This window comes from Arthrobacter sp. UYEF21, assembly GCF_040546085.1.
Classification (GTDB): domain Bacteria; phylum Actinomycetota; class Actinomycetes; order Actinomycetales; family Micrococcaceae; genus Arthrobacter.
Genome location: NZ_JBEPNF010000005.1, coordinates 121059 through 143637, shown reverse-complemented (window position 1 = coordinate 143637; position 22579 = coordinate 121059). Strand labels below are relative to the sequence as shown.

Sequence of the window (22579 nt, the reverse complement as noted above, 5' to 3'; positions counted from 1 at the left end):
GCCTGTGATCCCCGTCATAGCCGGGGCTCCCGAGAAGGCGTATTTGCCATTTTGTCCGGTGGGCCGGGAGGCGCTGGGATGTTAACCCTGCGTTACGTGCGGTGGCGGCTCCAGCATCGGTGTCGATTGCTTAGTAAAGTTATGGTGAACTGCTGCCGGCTGCCGCTTCCGCGGACCCGGAGCATGAACGTTGACCGGAGAAGAGGCCACCATGGACCGCCAGCAAGAGTTTGTCCTGCGCACAATCGAGGAGCGCGACGTACGGTTTGTACGCCTGTGGTTCACCGACGTCGTGGGTTCACTCAAGTCAGTGGCGCTCGCCCCGGCCGAGGTTGAGGGCGCCTTTGAGGAGGGCCTCGGCTTTGACGGCTCAGCCATCGAAGGCCTGGCCCGGGTATTCGAAGCCGACATGCTGGCCCAGCCGGACCCGGCCACGTTCCAGATCCTCCCGTGGCGCGGTGAGACTGAGCAGACTGCGCGAATGTTCTGCGACATCCTCACCCCGGATGGCGAACCGTCGGCCGCGGATCCGCGCAACGTCCTCAAACGCACGCTGGCCAAGGCCGCGGACATGGGGTTCACGTGCTACACCCATCCCGAAATCGAGTTCTACCTCCTGAAGTCCCAGGAACCCGGCCCGGATGGGTCGCCTGTTCCGGTGGACGAGGGTGGCTACTTTGACCATGTCCCCGGCGGCGTGGCCCAGGACTTCCGCCGCACGGCAGTCACCATGCTGGAATCTGTCGGTATCTCGGTGGAGTTCAGCCACCACGAAGCGGGTCCGGGCCAGAACGAGATCGACCTCCGGTACGCGGACGCCCTCCAGACGGCGGACAACATCATGACCTTCCGGACAGTCATCAAGGAGGTGGCCCTGCAGCAGGGCACCTACGCAACCTTTATGCCCAAGCCGTTTACCCCGCACCCCGGGTCCGGAATGCATACGCACTTCTCCCTGTTTGAGGGCGACGCCAACGCATTTTACGAGGCCGGCGCGGAATTCCAGCTCTCCACAACAGCGCGCCAATTCATCGCCGGAATCCTGAAGCATGCCCCCGAATTCACGGCCGTAACCAACCAGTTCGTGAACTCCTACAAACGGCTCTGGGGCGGCGGCGAGGCGCCAAGCTACTTGAGTTGGGGCCACAACAACCGCTCTGCGCTGGTCCGCGTACCGCTGTACAAACCGGGCAAGGGACAGTCCGCCAGGATCGAATACCGGGGAATCGATTCTGCTGCCAACCCTTACCTGGCCTACGCGGTCCTGCTGGGCGCGGGGTTGAAGGGAATCGAGGAAGGCTACGAACTCCCGGCCGCGGCCGAGGATGACGTCTGGTCGCTGAGTTCCGCGGAGCGCCGGGCCATGGGGCATGATCCGCTTCCGGCGAGCCTCCACGACGCCATCCGGATCATGGAGGAATCGGAACTGATGCCGCAGATCCTGGGCGAACAGGTCTTTGAGCACTTCCTGCGCAACAAGCGCGCGGAGTGGCAGGACTACCGGCTCCAGGTGACGCCCTACGAACTGCAGCGCAACCTCGGCATTCTGTAGGCGGTGGTTGTGAGCTTCGCCCGCCGCCTGATCTCGGCCGGCTTCAGTGACCTGGAGAAGGGAGAGAGGTTTCTGGCTGCCCCTGAACTGGACGGCCTGGACCAGGACAGGATCTTCGCCGGCCTGCAAATGGCCGCCAACCCGGATGTCGCGCTGCAGTCCCTGGTCAGGCTGATTGAAAAGCACCCGCGGCTTCGGGAGCTGGCGGCCGCCGATCCGGAGACCAGCGAGCCGCTCTACCGTGTACTGGGGGCCTCCGAAGCGCTGGGCGAGTTCCTCATCCGCCATCCGGAACACTTGGTAGCCTTCGAGGTCACGGCCAGCCCGGAACCGCTGCCGGCAGATCCGGAGCAGCTCCGAGCAGCCCTCCTGTCGTCCGTCCGGGCCGACTCACGGTCGTCCCGGCCGCTGGCCGGGATAACCGGCACCGAAGCCTATGCGGCACTGCGGACGGCCTACCGGCGCGGGGTGGTGGACCTTGCCGTCAAGGACTTGTGCGCCGCCGACCCGCTGGATTTTATGCCGGCCGTCGGGGCTGAACTCGCGGATCTGGCAGGGGCCGCCATTGAGGCCGCCCTGGCGGTATCCCGGGCGGAGGCCGCAGAGCAGTTCAGCGCCGACGAAGTGGCCGGCGTCGGCCTGGCCGTCATCGGCATGGGCAAGTGCGGGGCCCGGGAACTGAACTACATTTCCGACGTCGATGTCATCTACGTGATCGATGCCGGCGACCTGGACGATGCCCGGGCCAGCACCATCGGTACCGCCCTGGCCGCCGGCATTTCCCGGGCGATCTCCTCGGTGGCACGCGAGCCCGGTCTTTGGGAAGTGGACGCGAACCTCCGTCCGGAAGGGAAGTCCGGGCCGCTGGTCAGGACCCTGGCGTCCCACGAAACCTACTACGCCCGCTGGGCGCAAAGCTGGGAGTTCCAGGCACTGCTGAAGGCGCGCACCATCGCCGGCGACAAAGAACTCGGGGAACGCTATGAAAATGCCGTAGCGCCGCTCATCTGGAGTTCTGCCGGGCGCGAAGGGTTCGTCGAGTCAGTGCAGGCGATGCGCCGCCGGGTCACCGAACACATCCCCGCCGCCGAGGAACAGCGGCAGATCAAGCTCGGCCGGGGCGGCCTCCGTGACGTCGAGTTCACCGTCCAGCTGCTCCAGCTGGTACATGGGAAATCCGACGTGTCCCTCCGCCGCAGGGACACCACAGCGGCCATCACGGCGCTCTCGGCCGGCGGCTACATTGGCCGGTCCGACGCTGCCGCCTTCGACCAGGCCTACCGCTACCTACGGCTCCTGGAACACCGGATCCAGCTTTTCCAGCTCCGCCGGACGCACCTTATGCCAGTCAGCGAGGCAGCCCTCCGAGCCCTCGCCAAGGCAGTCCTGGGCCCTTTTTCCACTGACCGGCCGCACCCGGATGCGCTGCTCGCGCAGTGGCAGAAGACCAAAAAGTCCGTCCGCGAACTGCACGAACGCATCTTTTACCGCCCGCTGCTCAATACTGCAGCCAAACTCAGCAGCGAAGACGCCAAGCTGACCCCGGAGGCAGCCCAGGGCCGCCTCGCCGCCCTGGGCTACGGTGACCCGAAGGGCGCCTTGCGGCATATCCAGGCGCTCACGGCCGGGGTTAGCCGGCGGGCCGCACTGCAGCGCCAGCTGCTGCCCATCCTGTTGGACTGGCTCGCCGAAGGCGTTGATCCCGACGCCGGGCTGCTCGCGTTCCGGCGGGTCAGCGAAGCGCTTGGAACCACGCACTGGTATTTGGGCATGCTCCGCGATTCCACGGCCGCTGCCGAACGGCTGTGCCACGTGCTCTCCAACTCCCGCCTGATCGCTGACCTGCTGGAGGTATCGCCGGAATCGGTGGCATGGCTGGGCACCAACAAGGACCTCGTCCCGCTGGGCTTTGAAGCCCAGTGGCAGGAGATCACATCCAAAATGTCACGCCACGCAGATCCGGAAAGCGCCATGCGGCTCATCCGGCTGATCCGGCGGCGCGAGATCCTGCGGATTGCCATTGCTGATTCTGCCGGGCTGCTTAACCAGGACGAGGTGGGTGCAGCCCTGGCGGACACGGACAGGGCAGCAGTGCTGGGTGCCCTCCGCGTGGCCGAGGGCATTGTGTCCTCGAAGGCAGCGTTGAAGACAGCCGTGCTCATTGTTGCCATGGGCCGGCAGGGCGGGCGGGAGATTGGTTATGGCTCTGATGCCGATGTGATGTACGTGCACCGCGCCCTACCGGGCTTTACGGAGGAGGAAGCGCAGGAGCAGGCCGCACGGATTGTGTCCAAGGTGTCCAGCCTCCTGACCCAGCCGCTCAAACCCGCCATCATGGCCGAGCGGGTGCTGCAGATGGATGCGGATCTCCGCCCGGAGGGGAAGAACGGCGCCATGGTGCGTTCCCTCGATTCCTTCGCTGAATATTACCGCCGGTGGTCTTTGATCTGGGAAGCGCAGGCGCTGCTGCGGGCAAGGCCCATGGCCGGAGATGACGCGCTGGCCCGCGACTTCCTGGCCCTCATCGATCCGATGAGGTATCCGGAGAATATTTCGGCGCACGATGTCCGGGAGGTGCGCAGGGTCAAGGCGCGGGTGGAAGCCGAACGGCTGCCGCGCGGGGCGGATCCGGCCCGCCACCTGAAACTTGGGCGCGGGGGACTGAGCGATGTCGAGTGGCTGGTGCAACTCCTGCAGCTCCAGGACGCAGATAGACACCCTGAACTGCGGACAACCTCAACGGTGGAGGCTCTAGATGCGGCGGCCTCCCTGGGGCTGCTCGCCACGGATGATGCGAAGCTGCTTGCGGATGCGTGGCGGCTGGCCAGCCGGATCCGTTCCGCCAACGTGATTTGGAGCGGCAGGGCTTCGGACCTGCTGCCGTCCTCACGACGGGACCTCGAAGCCGTGGCACGGTGGTGCGGGTACGAACCGGGCCACGCCGCGGCCCTGGAAGAGGACTACCTGCGCCTGAGCAGGCGTGCACGTGCGGTCTTCGAGCGGGTGTTCTACGGCCACTAGGCGGCCGGACGAGCGCCGCGGCGGTTGCGCTGGGCGTGCGCGGGTAATGAAGACGGCCAAATACAGGTAGCCTCTAGGGGTTAGTTTGCCGGTCCAAAGACCGGCTGCCGCACTTACCTAGGGGATGTTTGAACTTGTCCAGACTCCAGCAGACCGGGGCCGCAAGGCCGCGGACGGCCACGGTCATAGGCGCGTTGCTGGCCTTAGCCGCCATGCTCTTCGGTGCTGTCGGCGCCGCAGCCGCGCCGACAGAGGCAACCGAGGCCACCGTCGGTTCAGCCCATGCGGCCGCCGCACCCTCGAGCCTTTCGGGGAAGACCTTCGTCATCGGCACGGACACAACGTTTGCCCCGTTCGAATTCCGCGATGCCGGCGGCGAACTGACCGGCATCGACATGGACATCATCCGCGAGATTGCCCAAAAACAGGGTTTCGCCGTTGAGATCAAGTCGCTTGGCTTCAACGCTGCCCTCCAAGCGCTCTCCTCCAACCAGGTGGACGGCGTGATCGCCGGAATGTCCATCACGGAGCCCCGCAAGCAGATCTACGATTTCTCCGACCCCTACTTCGAGTCGGGTGTCCAGATGGCCGTCGCCAAGTCCAACTCGGACATCAAGGGTTACGGGGACCTCAAGGGCCAGACCGTCACGGCCAAGACCGGGAGCGAAGGCGAAACGTACGCCAAGTCCATCGCGGACCAGTACGGCTTCGCCGTCAAATCGCTGGACCAGTCCGCCACCATGTATGAGCTCGTGAAGTCAGGGAACGCCGTCGCCGTCTTTGACGATTACCCTGTCCTGGCTTATGGGATCAGCCAGAACAACGGGCTGAAGGCGGTCACAGAGAAGGAAAAGGGAGGCTCCTACGGATTCGCCGTCAACAAGGGCAAGAACCCGGAGCTGCTGCAGGCGTTCAATACAGGCCTGGGGGAGCTGAAGTCTAGCGGCAAGTACCAGGGGATCCTGGACAAGTACCTCAAGGACCCGACGAAGGCTACCCCGTCCAGCTTCTGGGATTTGCTGGGCAACAGCTTCCCCGCGCTCATGAAGGGCCTTGGCAACACGGTGCTGGTGACCGCCATCTCGTTCGCGATTGCCATGCTGATCGGCCTGCTTATGGGTTTCCTGAAGATCTCCACCAGTGTGCTCCTCCGTGGCATCGCAACGACCTTTGTTAGCGTCTTCCGCGGCACGCCGCTGCTGGTGTGGGCCTTCTTCTTCTACTTCGGCATCCCTCAGCTGACCGGCCAGCCGATCGATATCTGGGTGGCGGGCGTCCTCACCCTGAGCCTGAACTCCGGTGCGTATATCACGGAAATCGTCCGAGGATCCATTCAGTCTGTGGATCCGGGCCAGCTCGAAGCCAGCCGCAGCCTGGGCCTGGGCTACGCAAAGTCCATGCAGAAGGTTGTGGTCCCGCAGGCGTTCAAGATCATGACCCCCTCACTGATAAACCAGCTGATCATCATGCTCAAGGACAGCTCACTGCTGCTCGCGATCGGCTTCGCAGAGCTCCTTTACCAGGGCCAGCAGATCTACGCCGGGAACTTCCGGATCACCGAAACACTGCTGATTGTCGCTGTTCTCTACTTCGTAGTGATCATGCTCCTGACCAAACTGGCCAACGTTGCAGATAAGAGGTTCAACAAATGAGCACAGCAGTAAGTGCCGCCAGCAAGATCTCGGTCAGGGACCTCAAGAAGTCCTTTGGGGCGCACGAGGTCCTCAAAGGCATTACCGCCGAGGTTGCGGAAGGCGAGGTGGTGTGTGTGATCGGGCCCTCGGGTTCAGGCAAGTCCACGTTCCTTCGCTGCCTGAACAAGCTCGAGGACATTACAGCCGGTCATGTCACGGTGGATGGCTTTGACGTGTCGGACCCCAAGGTGGACATCAACGAGGTCCGCCGTCACATCGGCATGGTCTTCCAGCACTTCAACCTGTTTCCGCACATGTCCGTGATCGAGAACATCATGCTGGCCCCGGTGGAGTCGAAGAAACAGGGCAAGGAGGCGGCCCGGGCCAGCGCCCTGAAGCTGCTGGAACGCGTCGGGCTGGCCGAGAAGGCCGACGCCCGGCCGGCGTCCCTCTCCGGCGGCCAAAAACAGCGTGTTGCGATCGCCCGGGCGCTGGCCATGAACCCGGACATCATGCTCTTCGATGAAGCTACGTCCGCGCTCGACCCCGAGATGGTCGGCGAGGTCCTGCAGGTCATCAAGGACCTGGCCGGCGAAGGTATGACCATGGTGTTGGTGACGCACGAGATGGGCTTCGCCCGCGAGGTCGCGGATCGGGTGCTCTTCATGGCGGACGGTGTCATCTGCGAACAAGGGAAACCGGAGCAGTTGTTCGGAAATCCCCAGCAGCAACGGACCCGGGACTTCCTGTCCAAAGTTCTGTGATCCTGGCTGGAACGTCCGGAACGGCAGGTCCGGCCTGTGCAGCAGCAGGGTCTACGACATGCGCCGGCTAGGCTGCGTTGATGCCTGAAAACGTGTGGCTGTTGCCGCTGAAGGATATTGACGGCGACGCCCGCGCCGTCAAGCTGGGTGAGATAGGCGAACTCGAAGTCGATGACGCCCAGCGGCGTTTTGTCGGTGACCCCTTGCGAATGGTCCTCGTGGGACTGGAAGAGGACGGCCGGCATCCATTTGCCATTGACTCCAATGGGACCGCCATAGGTGTCCTGACCCTGCAGTCGGGAGCCGCTACCCTCGCCGGCTGGCCGGATGACGACTCCGCCTGGTTGCTGCGCGGGTTCGTGATCGACCGCCGGTGCCAGGGCAGGGGACTGGGGCGGCTCGCTGCTGCCGCGGCTGTGGCATCCGCCGCGAAACTGACGGCGGGGCACGGGAGCGGAGAGTCCGGCGTCGTTCTGTCTGTCAACGAGGGCAACCCGGCGGGACTGGCGGCTTACCGGCATGCCGGATTCGTGGACCACGGACGGTACCTCGGCGGCAGTTCGGGCCCGCAGCGGGTCATGTACAGCAGCTTCATCGGATGAATTAGCCGGACACGGCTCCCACAGCGTTGCCTCCCGGCGCACATTGACAGATTATGTGGGTGGCGGTGTTCTTCAAACCTTGTTGGGGGGAAGGCTTGAAAAGTCTTCGTCTCGGGGAGCACATGTCAGGGGGCTGGCTCCTGGTCTCAGCACGTCTGGGGCCAGCCTCCGCCTTTCGGTGTGATCACAGGTACAGATACGCAAAAGTCCGCCCGGGCTGCCAGCACGCATGCTGGCAGCCCGGGCGGACTTCGTGGCCTGACTTCCTGGGCTGAGCGGGTCAGCCGCAGGGTGTCTTAGACGCCGTAGTAGAGCTCGAACTCGTACGGGTTCGGGCGCAGGGACAGCGGGCGGATCTCGTACTCATACTTGTAGTCGATCCAGGTGTCGATCAGGTCCTGGGTGAACACGCCACCGGCCTGCAGGAACTCGTTGTCCTCGCGGAGTGCCTCGAGGGCCTCTTCCAGCGTTCCCGGAGCCTTGGGGATGTCCTTGGCTTCCTCGGCGGGGAGCTCGTAGAGGTCCTTGTCGATGGGAGCCGGCGGTTCGATGCGGTTGCGGATGCCGTCAATGCCGGCCATCAGCTGGGCAGCGAAGGCCAGGTACGGGTTGGAGGAGGGGTCCGGCGCACGGAACTCGATGCGCTTGGCCTTGGGGTTGGAGCCCGTGATCGGGATGCGGATACCGGCGGAGCGGTTGCCCTGCGAGTAAACCATGTTCACGGGCGCTTCGAAGCCCTTGACCAGGCGGCGGTAGGAGTTGACCGTCGGATTGGTGAAAGCCAGCACGGCGTCCGAGTGCTTCAGCAGGCCGCCGATGTACCAGCGGGCCATGTCCGAAAGGCCGGCGTAGCCCTTCTCGTCGTAGAACAGCGGATCGCCGTTGCTCCACAGCGACTGGTGGCAGTGCATGCCCGAACCGTTGTCGCCGAAGACCGGCTTCGGCATGAAGGTCACGGACTTGCCCCAGGCGTCAGCGGTGTTCTTGATGACGTACTTGAACTTCTGCAGGTCATCAGCGGCGTGGGTCAGCGTGGTGAACTTGTAGTTGATTTCAGCCTGGCCGGCGGAGCCAACCTCGTGGTGGCTGCGCTCGACCTCAAGTCCGGCTTCGTCCAGGGCGATGCACATGGCGTCGCGGAGGTCAGCCTGCTTGTCGGTGGGGGAAACGGGGAAGTAGCCACCCTTGATGGGGGTCTTGTAGCCGAGGTTTCCACCCTCCTCTTCACGGCCGGTGTTCCAGTGTGCTTCTTCGGAGTCGATCTTGTAGAAGCTGCCCTCGGGGGAGGACTGGTACTGGACGTTGTCGAAAACGAAGAATTCGGCCTCGGGGGCGAAGAACGCGGTGTCGGCGATGCCGGTGGAGGCGAGGTAGGCCTCAGCCTTCTCGGCCACGCCGCGGGGATCGCGGTGGTAGGGGTCCCCGGTGCGCGGGTTCACGATGGAGAAGTTCAGCGCGAGCGTCTTTTCCATGCGGAAGGTGTCCAGGAATGCGGTGGTTACGTCCGGGATCAATTGCATGTCCGATTCGGCGATGCCCTGGAAGCCGCGGATGGAGGATCCGTCAAAGAGCTGGCCGTTGACGAAGAAGTCTGCGTCCACGCTCTTTGCCGGCACGTTGAAGTGCTGCTGCACACCAGGGAGATCGGTGAAGCGGATATCGACGAACTTAATATCTTCGTCCTTGATGAACTTGAGGACTTCGTCCGCATTCTTGAACATCTATGCTCCTAACGCATATGTAATATCTGGCTGGCAAGCCACAAAGCGCAATCCGAAAAGCAGGGAAACATTGTTTCCCTGCTTGGGGGTATTGCTTGAAACTGCTACCAGCCTATGGACACGTCATTTCTCGTCGGTGTCCACATTGTTTCGGGCAGGTTACAGAATGCCCTGATCAGGCAACGCTATCTGCTGTCCATAGTGTGGTCCAGCGGCTTCCACTCTGTGAACGCGGGGAGTCGGTAAGCTTGGACGGTGGTAGATCGCAACGACATCGGCTCCTGGCTCACCGGACCGGACACCTCCGGCATCTCTAAGTACCCCGGGGAGCGGCTGGGGCTGCCCGAATCCGGCTCCGGCTCGATAGCCCGGGCCGGCAGGCGCATTGTGGCCATCATGCTGGACTGGGCGGTTGCCCTGCTGATCAGCAACTTCGCCTTCGGCGGTGACTCCTGGGCCACCTTGGCCGTCTTCGCCGCTGAGCAGATGCTGCTGGTGGGTACCCTCGGCTACAGCATCGGCCACCGGGTGGTGGGGATCCACGTGGTCCGGATGGGCGGGGCGCCGGCAGGTCCGCTGGCGGCCTTGGTACGTACCGTGCTTCTGTGCCTCGTCATCCCGGCCGTGATCTTTGATCCGGACCACCGTGGCCTGCACGACAAAGCCATGAATACGGTGTTGGTCCGCCTCTAAACTCCGGCGGTTTCCTTGACGTCCGTTGTGCGTGCTGCGGCGTCTGTGAGGTAACCGCGTTTCCCGGCCCAAAGCTCAAAGGTGATGGTGGCGAAGGGGAAGGCAGCGGAGATCCCGGCAAACAACGCCACGGTGAACGGCCAGCGCTGCAGCCGCCACAGGGCGAGGGCTGCCACTCCGTAGCAGACAAAGAGTGCGCCGTGAATCGGGCCGGCAATTTCCACGCCGAGCTCACTGGTGTTGGCGATCCACTTGAAATACATGCCGACCAGCAGGGCTGCCCAGCTGAACGCCTCGGCCACTGCCAGGATTCGGAAGGCGCGGATTACACCAGTCTTCAGCGGCATTTTCATGGGCTTCTCCGATCTCAGGATGCGTTGGCGCACGGTTGGTGACACAAATAAGAACGCCCCGGTGCCCGGCTTGAGCCGGGACCGGGGCGGTTCAAATGTCTTAGCGTCCGCGGTTGGGGCGCGCTTTGTAGGGATCGATTCCCTTGGGGATGGGGAGGCGGTTGCCCAGAGACGAGATGCGCTTGGACACTGCGTTCACCTCGAGCTTGGTCAGTTCGTTCTTCAGCTTCCCCATTTTCTTGGCTACCTGGCTGATGGGAACCTGGCCTTCACCGCGGCCGCTCTCGATCACGTGGACCGTGACGTTCGGGAGGATCCGTGCCAGTCGCTTGCGTTCGGCGTCCAGAAGCGGCCTGACCCTGACGGTGGGTCCTTCACTGACGAGGACGACGCCGGGACGGCCGACGGCGCGGAACACAGCGTCCTGGGTGCGGGGATTGACTGCGACGGGCTGGTCTTCGGTGACCCAGCCGCGCTTGAGCGTGCCCAGCGCAGCGCCCGAAGCGCCGGGCTGGTTCTCGATCTGGGCGAACGCTGCGCGTTCGGCGCGCCTGGACAGGATCAGGGTGGCGCCGAGCAGGCCAAGGGGGATGCCGATCAGGAGGCCGGTGATCCAGTTATCGAGCCAGAAGCCCACCAGGAAGCTGACGGCCACAACGCCCAGGAACACCAGCAGCATCAGCCACGGGACCATGGGGTCATGGCGGCGGGTCATGTTAAAGACTTCGCCGATCTGCTTAAGGCGGCTGGGCTTTTTGACCTTTGCTTCCTTTGGCTTGCGCGAGAAGAGACCACGCTTCGGGGCGCCTTCGGCCGCCGGCGTCGTGTTACTGGAATCAGGGGAGTTCGCCATAGTGCCTCAATTCTACGTGATTTGTGGCCGAGGGCCGGACGCCGGATATTCTCCGGTGCCGGCCCTCAAGGCACAACAAACTGGCGGCTCAGGAACGTGCGGCCAGCAGTGAGCTGGCTTCCTGGCGGGTGCTGCCGGAGGACTCGATGTGGGCGAGTTCGGCGGGGATTTCCCAGCCCTTCTTACGCATCGCGGTGGCCCAGAGCCGCCCGGCACGGTACGAGGACCGGACCAGCGGGCCGCTCATGACACCGAGGAAGCCGAGCTCGTCGGCCTCGTTCTGCAGGTCCACGAACTCCTGGGGCTTGACCCAGCGGTCCACCGGCAGGTGCCGTTCGGACGGGCGCAGGTACTGGGTGATGGTGATCAGGTCACAGCCGGCCTCGTGCAGGTCCCGCAGGGCCTCGGAGATTTCCTCGCGGGTCTCGCCCATGCCCAGGATCAGGTTGGACTTGGTGACCATGCCCAGCTTCCGGCCCTGCGTGATGACATCCAGGGACCGGTCGTACCGGAACGCGGGCCGGATCCGCTTGAAGATCCTGGGCACGGTTTCGACGTTGTGGGCGAAGACCTCCGGCTTGGAATCGCAGATCGCCGCAATGTGCTCGGGCTTGCCGGAGAAGTCCGGGATCAGCAGCTCCACACCGGTACCGGGGTTCAGCTCGTGGATCTTCCGGACCGTCTCGGCGTACAGCCACACACCCTCATCGGCGAGGTCGTCACGGGCCACACCCGTGACGGTGGCGTAGCGCAGCTGCATGGCCTGGACCGAGCGGGCCACCTTCGTGGGTTCAAACATGTCCACCGGGGAGGGTTTGCCGGTATCGATCTGGCAGAAATCACAGCGCCGGGTGCACTCGGAACCGCCAATCAGGAACGTGGCTTCCTTGTCTTCCCAGCACTCGAAAATGTTGGGGCAGCCGGCCTCCTCACACACCGTGTGCAGGCCTTCCTTCTTCACCAGGTTCTTGAGCTGGACATACTCAGGACCCATCTGGACCTTGGCCTTGATCCACTCCGGCTTCCGCTCCACGGGTACAGCCGCGTTACGCTGCTCAACGCGCAGCAGCTTCCGGCCTTCTGGTGCCAATGTCACAGGAGTGCTCCTTCGGGGTTTGAAACGAGCGCTTCTTCGTGTTTGCGGAACTCGTCCATAAACCGGTCCGCGATATCGCTCGGGTTGATGTTTTTGCCAGCTTCGATGGACATCGTGGTGACGCCGGCGTCGGTGATGCCACAGGCAATGATCTGGGCATAGGGTGCCAGGTCGTTGTTGCAGTTGATGGCGACTCCGTGCATGGTGACCCCGTCCAGGACGCGGATGCCGATGGCGGCAATCTTCCGGTCCGGACCCTTGCTGTCCGCGGTGATCCACACACCTGCGCGCCCCTTGATGCGTTCGGCGTTGATACCGTAGTCGGCCATAACGGCGATCATCACGGCTTCAAGCCGCTCGACGTAGTCACGGATGCCCGACCGGTTCTTCAGTCTTAGGATGGGATAAGCGATCAGCTGGCCAGGGCCGTGCCAAGTCAGCTTCCCCCCGCGGTCCACGGGGACCACCGGGGTGCCGTCCAACGGGCGCTCGTGCTCTTCGGTGAGCTTGCCTGCCGTATAAACAGCGCCATGTTCAAGGATGAGGACTGTGCTGGGCGCCTCGGCTGCGACGACTTTGGCGTGGATTTCGCGCTGCAAATCCCAACCTTGGACATAATCGACGAAGTCCGGGGCGAGACCCACCTGTGAAAACTCAAGAGTCATGGCATCCAGCTTAGACCCCGGTCCGTGAGGGGCCAGATATAAGTGGCATAGGTCTCATGCCGCGCTGGCTGACCCAGCGGCGGCGCAGCCTGTGGATAACTTCTGCAGCGAGCTGAGGATTCCGCTAGACATGGCTCATGGATGATTTCACTGCCCCGGATGTTCCCGGCTTCCTGGTGGGGCGTGTGTTGGGCCGCGGCGGAAGTTCAACAGTGTGGCTGGTCACGGACGAAAGGTCTGGCCGGGACTTTGCACTGAAATGTCTTGGCGTCAAGCACGGCCGGAGTGCGCACGGCATTGACGTCGGACTACCGGATGCCGCCGCAGAGGAGGACATCCGACGCGAAATCCAGATCCTTTCGGTGCTCGACCACCAACATCTCATCAGGGCACACGACGCGGTCCGGTTCACGCCGAAACAGGGAGCAGCAGGATCCGGGGAGGCGGGCGACGGTGGAATCGGCCTGTTGCTGGACTATGCGCCCGGCGGTTCCCTGGCAGAGCTCATAGCCAGCCGGCGCAAACTCCCAGTGGGGGAGACGGTGACTATTCTGACTCCGATTGCCCAGGTGCTGGCTTACCTGCACGCCAATGGCTTTACGCACGGCGATGTCTCGCCGGGAAACGTCCTGTTTACCGGTCACGGCAAGCCGCTGCTGGCCGACGTCGGCATAGCCAGGATGGTGGGAGACGCTGTGGCAGTGCCAGACCACGGCACAGCCGGCTTTATGGACCCGGCCCCGGTGGATGCCGTGCGGGCCGGACTTCAACCGGAGCGCGATGTGTATTCGGTGGCGGCGCTGGGGTGGTACTGCCTGACGGGTGAGCCGCCGCGCCGGACGGCCGACCGGCCGCCGTTGTCGCTCCTGCTCCCGGAGGTGCCCCCCGAACTGGCCGCTGCCCTGGAAGCCGGCCTCAACGAGGACCGGCGGCTGCGGCCAGGTGCCGTGGAACTGGCGACGGCGATCTACCGCAGCGCGCCGCCGTTGCCCGTAGACCTCGCTTCCTCCGTCCACGCCACCGTTATCCCGCAGCTGCTGACCCGGCGTCGCATCCCGGACCGCCCGGACGGCGCCGTCCGTAACGGGCTGCGGGCTTGGCGGCGCAGGCTCTCGACGTCGCGCTGGTCCGGCCTCACCGGGGCACGCCAGCTGCTGCCTTTCCCCGAGGGGGACGATGAGTTCGCGGCGCGACCGCGCGCGGCCAGGGCGGTAATGCGGGCCAAGACTACCCAGATGGCCGGGCAGGCCACGGCTGCCCGGACGGCGGAAGTGGAGAAACGTGCGCTGCGCGGCCGGCACGCTGTGGAACCTGGTGCCGAGCGGCGGGCGCCGGACTTCCCTGCCCGCGGCCCGGGTCCGCAAGCCTCAGGTCCGCAAGCCCCCGGCCCGCAAACCCCAGATGCCCAACGCTCAGGTCCCGGTCGCCCAGATCCCCAACGACAAGGTCCGCAACGGCGGGGCGGCCGGGCGGGGAGGGCGGCTAACAGACGTGGGACCGTGCTGCTGTCCGCGGCCGCTGCCGTGGTGATGGCAGGTGCCATTTGGACTGCCGGCGCGTTCGGCCCGGGCGGACCCCTGGAAGGCCTGACCAGGCCAGGACCGCGTCCGGCTGGCACTGAGGTCACAGACAGTACGCAGAACGGTTCCGCTGTTCACATGGCCGGGCCGGCGGCGACTGGAGATGCTGACAGGGGGATTCCGGCAGCCGTCGCGGCGCAGCTGGGCTCGATTGAGCCAGCCGAGGCAGTCCAAGGGCTGGCTGCAGTTCGGTCGTTGGCTTTCAGCTCGGGCCGGCTGGAGCTTCTGGACCTTGTCAACGCCCCGGGCTCCACGGCCGCCGCCGCCGATGCACACCTTATGGACGAGCTCCAGGCATCCGGACACCTCCTGGCCGGCTTCACCAGCACAGTCTCAAATGTCCAGGTCCAGCCGGGGAGTTCGGCAGGCCGGGCGGTAGTGGGTGTCACGTCCGCAACATCTTCCTATGTGGAACAGGACAGCTCCGGCCAGGTCGTGGCTACCGCTGCCCCGGGTGCGGAACAGGCCCTTCGGCTTGTACTGGTCGCCGTGGATGGGCAGTGGCGGATTGCGGATGTCCTGCCGGGTTCCTGACGCCCGGTGTCAGGCTACCTGGCCACCTGACCCCTAGGGTCCGGTTACCCAGGCAGCAGCTTCGGCGAGGGCCGGATGCTGCCATCGGAAGCCGGCCGCTTCCAGCACCGCCGGCTCCATCCGCTGGCCGGACAGCAGGAGTTCGTCGGCCATCTTGCCCAACACCAGCCGCAGCACCGGTGCCGGCACCCGGAAAAAAGCCGGACGGTGCAGGGCCGAGGCCAGCGCAGCGATCAACGCGTTCACGTCTGCTTCCTGCGGTGCGCACAGGTTTACCGGGCCGCGGATGTCCGAGCCCGCCAGAAACTCAAAAGCGGAGGCGACGTCCGGCAAAGTGATCCACGGCCAGTACTGCCTGCCATTGCCCAGCGGACCGCCCACGCCAAGCCGGAGCAGCGGTAACAGCCGTCCCATCGAGCCGCCGGAGCGGCTTAACACAATCCCGGTGCGGGGCGTTACCACGCGGACGCCGGCGGGCGCCTGATGGGCGGCGGCCTCCCACTCCACGCAGATTTGGGCGAGGATGCCGGACCCCGGCGAGGCATCTTCCCGGAGCTGCGCGGACCCCGAATCGCCGTAGAAATCAGCACCGGACTGGCTAATGAATGCCCGTGGCGGGTCATCAAGCTTGCCCATGGACTCAGTCAGGGTGCGCGTTGCGCCCAGCCGTGAGCTGAGCAGCTCCTTGATCCGGCGGCGGGTCCACGGCCTGTCGCCGATACCGGCCCCGGACAGATTGATCACGGCGCCGGCGCCGGCCAGCACCGCCGGATCCAGGCGCTGCGCGGCGGGATCCCAGCGCACTTCAGCGGCGGATGACGGTTCACGGCGGACCAGGCTGACCACCTCATGGCCGGCCGCGCGCAACGTTGCGGACAACTCAGTCCCGATCAGCCCGGAGGCACCGGCAATCACAATGTGCATGACCCATCTCACCATGCCGCACAGCCAGACGGAACTGCGGCGCCTCCCATGGACCCCAGCGCGGGTTGACTATGATCGAACGATGACTTCTTCGAGCTACCTCCGGTTTCCGCACGTCCACGGCGATCTGGTCACGTTTGTGGCCGAGGACGACGTCTGGATCGCGCCGCTCAGCGGGGGCCGGGCGTGGCGTGTTTCGTCACTGCAGTTGCCCGCCCGGAACCCGCGCTTCACGCCGGACGGCAAGCGGCTCGTCTGGACTGTTATCCAGGGGACCGCGCCGGAAGTGGTGACGGCGGACGTCGACGGCGGCGGCTACCGTCAGCTGACCTATTTCGGCCATGGCAGCACCAAGGTCAAGGGCTTCACCGCCGGCGGTGACGTCGTCGTGACCAGCGCCTTCCGCCAGGCCGAAAGCCGGCATACCTACGCCTACAGCGTGCCCGTCGCCGGCGGCTGGGCGGCGGAACTCCCCTTCGGACCCGTCGAATCCGTGGCGTTCGGACCGGAAGTAGGGGACGAACGCCCGGTTGTCCTGGCAAGCGTGCTCTCGCGTGAACCTGCCTGGTGGAAGAGATACCGCGGCGGCACCGCCGGCAAGCTCTGGATTGATGCCGACGGGAACGGTGAGTTCGAACGCCTGGTTCCCGGGCTGGACGGCAACCTCACGGACCCTCTTTGGGTTGGCGGCCGTGTGGCGTTCCTGTCCGACCACGAGGGGTACGGCAACCTGTATTCGGTACTGCCCGGCGGCGGCGACCTGCGCCGCCACACCGACCACGAGGACTTCTACGCCCGGCACGCCGCAAGCGACGGTAAACGGGTGATCTTCGAATCCGCGGGTGAGCTCTGGGTCCTCCACGATCTGTCCTCGGACCCGGTGCGGCTGGACATCACCCTGGGCTCAGCCTCGCAATCGCGGCGCCCGGGCCTGCTGAAGGCAGCCAAACACCTGGGCGCGGTGCTGCCGGATGCCACCGGGTCCGCCAGCGCTGTCGAGACGCACGGCACCCTCCACTGGCTCCGGCACAAGGACGGCCCCTCCCGCATCGTTGAGGCCACCCCCGGGGTCCGGGCACGGCTGCCCCGTCCGCTCGACGGCGGCCGCCTCGCCTACGTGGGCGACCACGACGGTGTGGAAGCCATCTACATTAAGGAAATCGCCGCCGAGGTTGGCGCGCCGGCGGTTCCCGCTCCTGCGGTTCCTGCCGGGACGGCAGCTCCGGCCACGGCGGCAGCTCCGGGTGCAGCCACAACCGAAGCGTCCGGCGGAGCTTCCGCAGCTCTGCCACGGCCTGTTCCGGCGGCGGGCGCGGCCGCCCTGGTGACTGCCGACGTCGTGATACAGGTGCCCGATGACGCAGAGCACGGTGGATCCGGTGCTGAGTCCGGTGCCGATTCTGCCGGCGGCACCGCGGGGTCCGCGGCCGCTGCCGGGCCGCGGAGCGAACCGCTCCGTATCGCTTTTCCAAAGCCTTCGCGCGCCAGCGCCATGGAAGCCAGCCCGGACGGCAAGTGGATTGCCGTGGGGACCGCTTTCGGCGACGTTTTTGTGGCCAACACGTCCACTGGTGATCTTTCGCTGGTCACCAGCATCGGCGAGGGCACTATTGAGGAACTCGCGTGGTCGCCCGACTCGCAGTGGTTGGCGTGGTCTGAACCGGTCACCTCCTTCGGCTCCAGGAGCCGGCTCCGCCTGGCCGGCGTGATGAAACTGGGCGACGGCATAGTTGAAGTCACTGACGGCCGATTCTGCGACGCATCGCCGAGTTTCACGCCGGACGGGAAATTCCTGGCGTTCCTGTCCAACCGGAGCTTTGACCCGGTATACGACGGCCACTCGTTCGACCTCTCGTTCCCCAGCCCCATCAAGCCTTACCTCGTGGCACTGGCGGCAGCCACGCCGTCGCCCTTTGGCCCGGACGTTGACCTGGAACCGGCCGCCAGCCCGGAAGCGAAAACTGACGAGGCAGAAGTTTCACCGGTCCGGGTGGACCCGGAGGGCCTGTCCCACCGCGTCATCGGCGTTCCCGTACCGCAGGGCAACTACACCGCGCTGACCGCCACGGACGGCGCCCTGCTCTGGCTGGACTGGGCACTTGCGGGCGTTACGGGCGACGGCAAGGCCAGCAAGGACGATCAGGACGCCCGCCCCAGCCTGGTCCGGTTTGACCTCGCCCGGCGCAAGCCCGCCACGCTGGTTGAGGCGTTGGACAGCTACCGCCTATCCGGGGACGGCAAAAAAGTGGTGCTGGTCAGCGATAAGAAGGTCAGTGTTGTTCCCTCTGATGCGAAGGCCGACGAGGAATCAGGCCAGCTCGTCAAGGTTGACCTGGGCAGGATCCGCGTGATGATGGACCCGGCCAGCGTCTGGGGCCAGGCCTTTGACGAGGCGTGGCGCCTGCAGCGCGATTTCTTCTGGGCAGAGGATATGGCCGGGCAGGACTGGGAGTCGATCCATAAGCGGTACCGTCCGCTGGTGGACAGGCTGGGATCGCATGACGACCTGGTGGACCTGCTCTGGGAACTCCACGGGGAACTGGGCACCTCACACGCTTACGTCCGGCCGGCCATGGTGACGGAAAACGGCAGCAACGGCCAGGGACGGCTCGGCGCCGACCTCGCCTTCACACCCGCCGGCTGGGAAATCACCCGCATTCTGGCCGGTGAGTCATCCGATCCGCTTGCCACCTCCCCGCTGACCCGTCCGGGCGCTGCCGCCATCGCCGGAGACGTGCTGCTGGCCATTGACGGCGTTCCGCTGTCCGGCACGCTGTCTCCAGCGATGCAGCTGGTGGGCGCCGCCGGGCGCCCAGTTGAGCTCACCCTCCGGAACGGCCCCGGCCACGGAGCGGGGGAAGGGAAACAGCGACGCATCGCAGTGGTCCCGGTCAGGGACGAGGAGCGCCTGCGTTACCAGGAATGGGTGGCGGCGAACCGGAGAACCGTCCGGGAGGCTTCCGGCGGACGCTACGGGTACCTCCACGTCCCGGACATGATGGCCAACGGCTGGGCGCAGCTCCACCGCGACCTGGACACCGAGACCGCCCTCGACGGGTTGATCGTGGACGTCCGGCGCAACCGTGGCGGCCACACGTCGCAGCTGGTTGCCGAGCTGATCGGCCGGAAGGTCACGGGGTGGAGCATGCCGCGCGGCGAACGCCCCAGGACGTACCCGCACCACGCCCCGCGGGGCCCGGTGATCATCCTCGCCGACGAGTTTGCCGGGTCCGACGGCGACATCATCACCCAGGTGTCCAAGCTGCGGGGGATCGGCCCCGTGATCGGCACGCGCACCTGGGGCGGAGTGGTGGGGATCGACAACAGGTTCTCCCTGGCCGACGGCACCGGCGTCACCCAGCCGCGGTACGCCACCTGGTTCGGCGGCGGGGTGGGGTGGTCCGTGGAGAACTACGGTGTGGACCCCGACATTGAAGTGACATTCCCGCCGCACGCCTATGCCGCCGGTACGGACCCGCAGCTGGAATACGGCATCGGCGCCCTCAAGGAAATGATCCAGGAGCTGCCCACGGACACGCCCCCGGCGCGCGAAGGCTACCGCCGCCTGCGGCCCGCCCCGCTGCCGGCCCGCCGGCACGGTGGCTGACGGGGTTTCTTCGCCAGCCATCACAAAAGGCCCTGCCACGTCCGGTCATCCGGGCGGGGCAGGGCCTCTTGTTGTCAGTGGCTGTGCACGCCGCTAAGTGGACTAGGCCTCGAGGCTCGCATCCAGGGTGATCTCGATGCTGGCGAGGGCGCCCGAAACAGGGCAACCGACCTTGGCCTCGCCGGCGATCCGCTGGAACTCTTCTTCAGTGATGCCGGGAACCTTTGCTGACACCGTCAGGTGGCTGCCGGTGATGCCCGTGCCGGGAACGAACGTGACGTCCGCTTTGGTGTTGACTTCCTCAGGTGCGTGGCCGGCCTTGGCCAGTTCGTTGCTGAAAGCCATGGAGAAGCAGCTGGCGTGGGCCGCAGCGATCAGTTCTTCCGGGCTGGTCTTGCCTTCGGCGGCTTCCGTGCGCGCCTTCCAAGTGACGTCAAAAGTGCCCAGGCCGGAGCTGTCCAGCGTGGTCTGGCCTGATCCGGACATCAGGTCGCCGTTCCATACTGTGTGCGCGGTGCGTGTTGCTGCCATGTCCACTCCTCAAGTCGATTTGAACCGGGGCCGGCCTTTGCCCGGCCCCGCCGGTTCCTATCCTAGGGATTCCAGGGCACCCGCGCACGGGCTGTCCGCTCTCAGTGGATTATGACCGCGGGCGGTCATTAAAACGCGACGGCGCCGCTCCCCGGAGAAGGGAGCGGCGCCGTCGTAAGTGGCGCAGTGGGGGATCAGTTCCAGATGGTGGCGATCGCGATGTTAACCAGGGCCAGACCGCCAACCCCGTGGGCGAGGCCAGTGGAAACCGGTTCACCCTTCTTGACCTTGCGGGTGCCGATGACGGCCAGCACTGCGACCACGACGGCAATGACGAACTTGATGCCAAGCTTGGCGTAGTTGGGGTGGGCGTCGGGCATGAATGGAAGGATACCCATCATGGCGATGCCGGTGAGCAGCTGCAGGAATGCTCCGTCGCGCTGGCGGGGGTGCACGGTGGGCTGCTTGATCGTGGCGATCCAGTACCCCACGATCATGGCTGCGCCGACGATGTGCAGAAACAGCAGAATGCTGAAGAGAATAGTCATGGTTCAAGCTTAGCCAGTCTGTTCTACCTCCTGTAGCAAAGCCACGCAGGCCCCCTTCGCAGGGCAATGCTCAAGAACGACGGCGGTGCAGGGCTTCTGGAAGTTTCCCTCCGGAGCCCTGCACCGCCGTCGTTCGTTTACCTGGTGTTAGAGTCCCAGGTCAGCCTCGAAGGCGCCTTCTTCAAGGCGTGCCTTCAGGGTCTGCAGGAAGCGGCCTGCGTCCGCGCCGTCCACCAGGCGGTGGTCGTAGGTCAGGGAGAGGTACATCATGGAGCGGATGGCAATCGAGTCGTCACCGTTCTCATCAGCCACGACTACCGCGCGCTTGACGATCGCGCCGGTGCCAAGGATGGCCACATTTGGCTGATTGATGACCGGAGTGTCGAAGAGGGCTCCCACGCTGCCGATGTTCGTGATGGAGAAGGTGCCGCCGGAAAGCTCGTCCGGGCCGATCTTGCCCTGGCGGGTGCGGTCAGCAACATCGACGATCTTTCCGGCCAGGCCGGCCAGATTCAGGTCTCCTGCGTTGGAGATCACGGGAACGAGGAGACCCTTTTCCGTGTCCACCGCAATCGCCAAGTGCTCGGCATTGTGGTAGGTGATCTCCTGGGCCTCTTCGTTGTATTCAGCGTTCAGCTTAGGGTGCTGCTTCAGTGCCTCGGCGACAGCCTTGGCGATGAAGGGCAGGTACGTCAGCTTGACTCCGTTGGTGGCGAGGAAGCCGTTCTTGGCCGCGGTGCGCAGCTTGGCGATCTTCGTCATGTCCACCTCGTGCACCTGCGTCAGCTGGGCGGACACGTCCAGGGACTCGCGCATGCGGCGGGCAATGACCTGGCGGATGCGGGGAGCCTTCTGCGTGGTGCCGCGCAGCGTGGAAGCGGCGGGAGCAGCGGCGCTGGCAGGAGCGGCAGACGGCTTGGCTGGAGCTGCAGCCGGGGCGGCCTTCGCTTCTGCTGCCGCCAGGACGTCCTGCTTGCGGATGCGGCCACCGACGCCGGTGCCGGACAGTGAGGAGACGTCAACGCCGTGCTGGTTGGCCAGTTTGCGGACCAACGGGGTGACATAACCCGACTCGCTGCCGGCAGCGGACTCCGCGGCTGGAACAGCAGCCGGGGCCGGGGCAGCGGTCGGAGCCTGGGCAGGAGCAGCCGGAGCCGCTTCTGCCTTGGGTGCCGGGGCTGCGGCCGGGGCGGGGGCTGCAGGCGCGGCAGCGGGTGCCGGCTTGGCCGGAGCGGCAGCTGCGGGAGCGGCCGCGCCGGAGCCGATGACGGCGAGGACAGCGCCGACCTCTGCGGTTTCGTCTTCGTTCACCCGGATTTCCTGGAGGGTGCCGGCAACTGGGGAGGGGATCTCGGTGTCAACCTTGTCGGTGGATACCTCGAGGAGCGGCTCATCGACAGCAACGGTGTCGCCCACGGCCTTCAGCCAGCGGGTCACTGTGCCTTCGGTGACGCTTTCGCCCAGGGCGGGCAGGGTAACGTCGTGGCTTTCGCCGCCGGATGCAGCGGGGGCTTCCGCGGCAGGAGCTTCTTCAGCCGGTGCGGCGGGAGCTTCCTCTGCCGGAGCTGCGGCTTTTTGTGCCGGAGCTCCGGGCGCTTCTTCAGCGGCAGGTGTTGCGTCGGGGGCTGCGCCGCCGCCGGACCCGTCGCCGATGCGGACCAGTGGAGCGCCGACGTCGGCGGTCTCGTCTTCGGCCACGAGGATTTCCTCGATGATGCCGGCTACCGGAGAGGGGATTTCGGTGTCTACTTTGTCGGTGGAAACCTCGAGCAGCGGTTCGTCCACCTCTACCCGGTCACCTACCTGCTTGAGCCAGCGGGTGACGGTTCCTTCGGTGACGCTCTCACCGAGGGCGGGCAAGTTAACGGATTCAGACATATCGTCCCCGTTCTCCTTATTGA

17 protein-coding genes are annotated in these 22579 nt (G+C 65.4%); 8 read left to right on the top strand and 9 right to left on the bottom strand.

The genetic code is table 11. The features are described from left to right. The first annotated feature begins 211 nt into the window (after positions 1-211). From glnA (ABIB27_RS07955) to ABIB27_RS07935, 5 genes are all read left to right on the top strand, one after another. Entirely contained in the window at positions 212-1552 is a 1341-nt protein-coding gene (glnA, locus tag ABIB27_RS07955; protein ID WP_354216891.1) for a type I glutamate--ammonia ligase, read from the top strand. 9 nt (positions 1553-1561) lie between these two features. Further along, entirely contained in the window at positions 1562-4573 is a 3012-nt protein-coding gene (locus tag ABIB27_RS07950) for a bifunctional [glutamine synthetase] adenylyltransferase/[glutamine synthetase]-adenylyl-L-tyrosine phosphorylase (protein WP_354216892.1), read from the top strand. Positions 4574-4785: 212 nt separating this feature from the next. Beyond that, positions 4786-6225, top strand: a complete 1440-nt coding sequence (locus ABIB27_RS07945) for an amino acid ABC transporter substrate-binding protein/permease (protein WP_354216902.1) — start codon at positions 4786-4788, stop codon at positions 6223-6225. Next, positions 6222-6971 carry an amino acid ABC transporter ATP-binding protein gene (locus ABIB27_RS07940; protein ID WP_354216893.1) on the top strand — a complete coding sequence of 250 codons (750 nt, stop codon included), beginning with the start codon at positions 6222-6224 and terminating at the stop codon, positions 6969-6971. Before ABIB27_RS07945 ends, ABIB27_RS07940 begins: the two co-directional genes overlap by 4 nt. A gap of 80 nt (positions 6972-7051) precedes the next feature. Then, entirely contained in the window at positions 7052-7573 is a 522-nt protein-coding gene (locus ABIB27_RS07935; RefSeq protein ID WP_354216894.1) for a GNAT family N-acetyltransferase, read from the top strand. A 296-nt stretch (positions 7574-7869) separates the two neighbouring features. On the opposite strand, the gene glnA (ABIB27_RS07930) is transcribed toward ABIB27_RS07935, so the two are convergent. Continuing rightward, positions 7870-9294: a type I glutamate--ammonia ligase gene (glnA, locus tag ABIB27_RS07930; protein WP_354216895.1), complete on the bottom strand. Its 1425-nt coding sequence runs from the start codon at positions 9292-9294 to the stop codon at positions 7870-7872. 255 nt (positions 9295-9549) lie between these two features. Here glnA (ABIB27_RS07930) and ABIB27_RS07925 point away from each other — a divergent pair, with 255 nt between their 5' ends. Next, on the top strand, positions 9550-9987 hold the full coding sequence (locus ABIB27_RS07925; protein ID WP_354216896.1) for an RDD family protein: 438 nt from the start codon (positions 9550-9552) through the stop codon (positions 9985-9987). On the opposite strand, the gene ABIB27_RS07920 is transcribed toward ABIB27_RS07925, so the two are convergent. The 4 genes from ABIB27_RS07920 to lipB form a co-directional block, all read right to left on the bottom strand. Next, positions 9984-10334, bottom strand: a complete 351-nt coding sequence (locus ABIB27_RS07920; RefSeq protein ID WP_354216903.1) for a DUF3817 domain-containing protein — start codon at positions 10332-10334, stop codon at positions 9984-9986. The two genes, ABIB27_RS07925 and ABIB27_RS07920, sit on opposite strands and share 4 nt — an antisense overlap. A 106-nt stretch (positions 10335-10440) precedes the next feature. After that, the gene (locus ABIB27_RS07915; protein ID WP_354216897.1) at positions 10441-11193 is read right to left on the bottom strand and encodes a DUF4191 domain-containing protein; all 753 of its coding nucleotides are present in this window, start codon (positions 11191-11193) and stop codon (positions 10441-10443) included. Between the two features lie 88 nt (positions 11194-11281). Beyond that, a complete protein-coding gene (gene lipA, locus ABIB27_RS07910) occupies positions 11282-12289 on the bottom strand; it encodes a lipoyl synthase (protein ID WP_354253766.1) in 1008 nt (335 codons plus the stop codon). Further along, positions 12286-12954, bottom strand: a complete 669-nt coding sequence (lipB, locus tag ABIB27_RS07905) for a lipoyl(octanoyl) transferase LipB (RefSeq protein WP_354216617.1) — start codon at positions 12952-12954, stop codon at positions 12286-12288. Before lipB ends, lipA begins: the two co-directional genes overlap by 4 nt. A gap of 137 nt (positions 12955-13091) precedes the next feature. Between lipB and ABIB27_RS07900 the strand changes: the two genes are divergently transcribed. Continuing rightward, on the top strand, positions 13092-15068 hold the full coding sequence (locus ABIB27_RS07900) for a serine/threonine-protein kinase (protein WP_354216618.1): 1977 nt from the start codon (positions 13092-13094) through the stop codon (positions 15066-15068). Between the two features lie 33 nt (positions 15069-15101). On the opposite strand, the gene ABIB27_RS07895 is transcribed toward ABIB27_RS07900, so the two are convergent. Continuing rightward, positions 15102-15992 (bottom strand): TIGR01777 family oxidoreductase, encoded by an 891-nt coding sequence (locus tag ABIB27_RS07895; protein ID WP_354216619.1) that lies wholly within the window; start codon positions 15990-15992, stop codon positions 15102-15104. 82 nt (positions 15993-16074) lie between these two features. Between ABIB27_RS07895 and ABIB27_RS07890 the strand changes: the two genes are divergently transcribed. Then, entirely contained in the window at positions 16075-19599 is a 3525-nt protein-coding gene (locus ABIB27_RS07890; RefSeq protein WP_354253765.1) for a S41 family peptidase, read from the top strand. Positions 19600-19701: 102 nt separating this feature from the next. Here ABIB27_RS07890 and ABIB27_RS07885 read toward each other — a convergent pair whose 3' ends face one another. The 3 genes from ABIB27_RS07885 to sucB all read right to left on the bottom strand — a co-directional run bounded on the left by ABIB27_RS07885 (position 19702) and on the right by sucB (position 22556). Continuing rightward, positions 19702-20130, bottom strand: a complete 429-nt coding sequence (locus ABIB27_RS07885) for an OsmC family protein (RefSeq protein WP_354216621.1) — start codon at positions 20128-20130, stop codon at positions 19702-19704. Positions 20131-20324: 194 nt separating this feature from the next. After that, positions 20325-20678, bottom strand: coding sequence for a hypothetical protein (locus ABIB27_RS07880; protein WP_354216622.1), 354 nt, complete (start codon positions 20676-20678; stop codon positions 20325-20327). 147 nt (positions 20679-20825) lie between these two features. Then, positions 20826-22556 (bottom strand): 2-oxoglutarate dehydrogenase, E2 component, dihydrolipoamide succinyltransferase, encoded by a 1731-nt coding sequence (gene sucB, locus ABIB27_RS07875; RefSeq protein WP_354216623.1) that lies wholly within the window; start codon positions 22554-22556, stop codon positions 20826-20828. Positions 22557-22579: the final 23 nt, after the last annotated feature.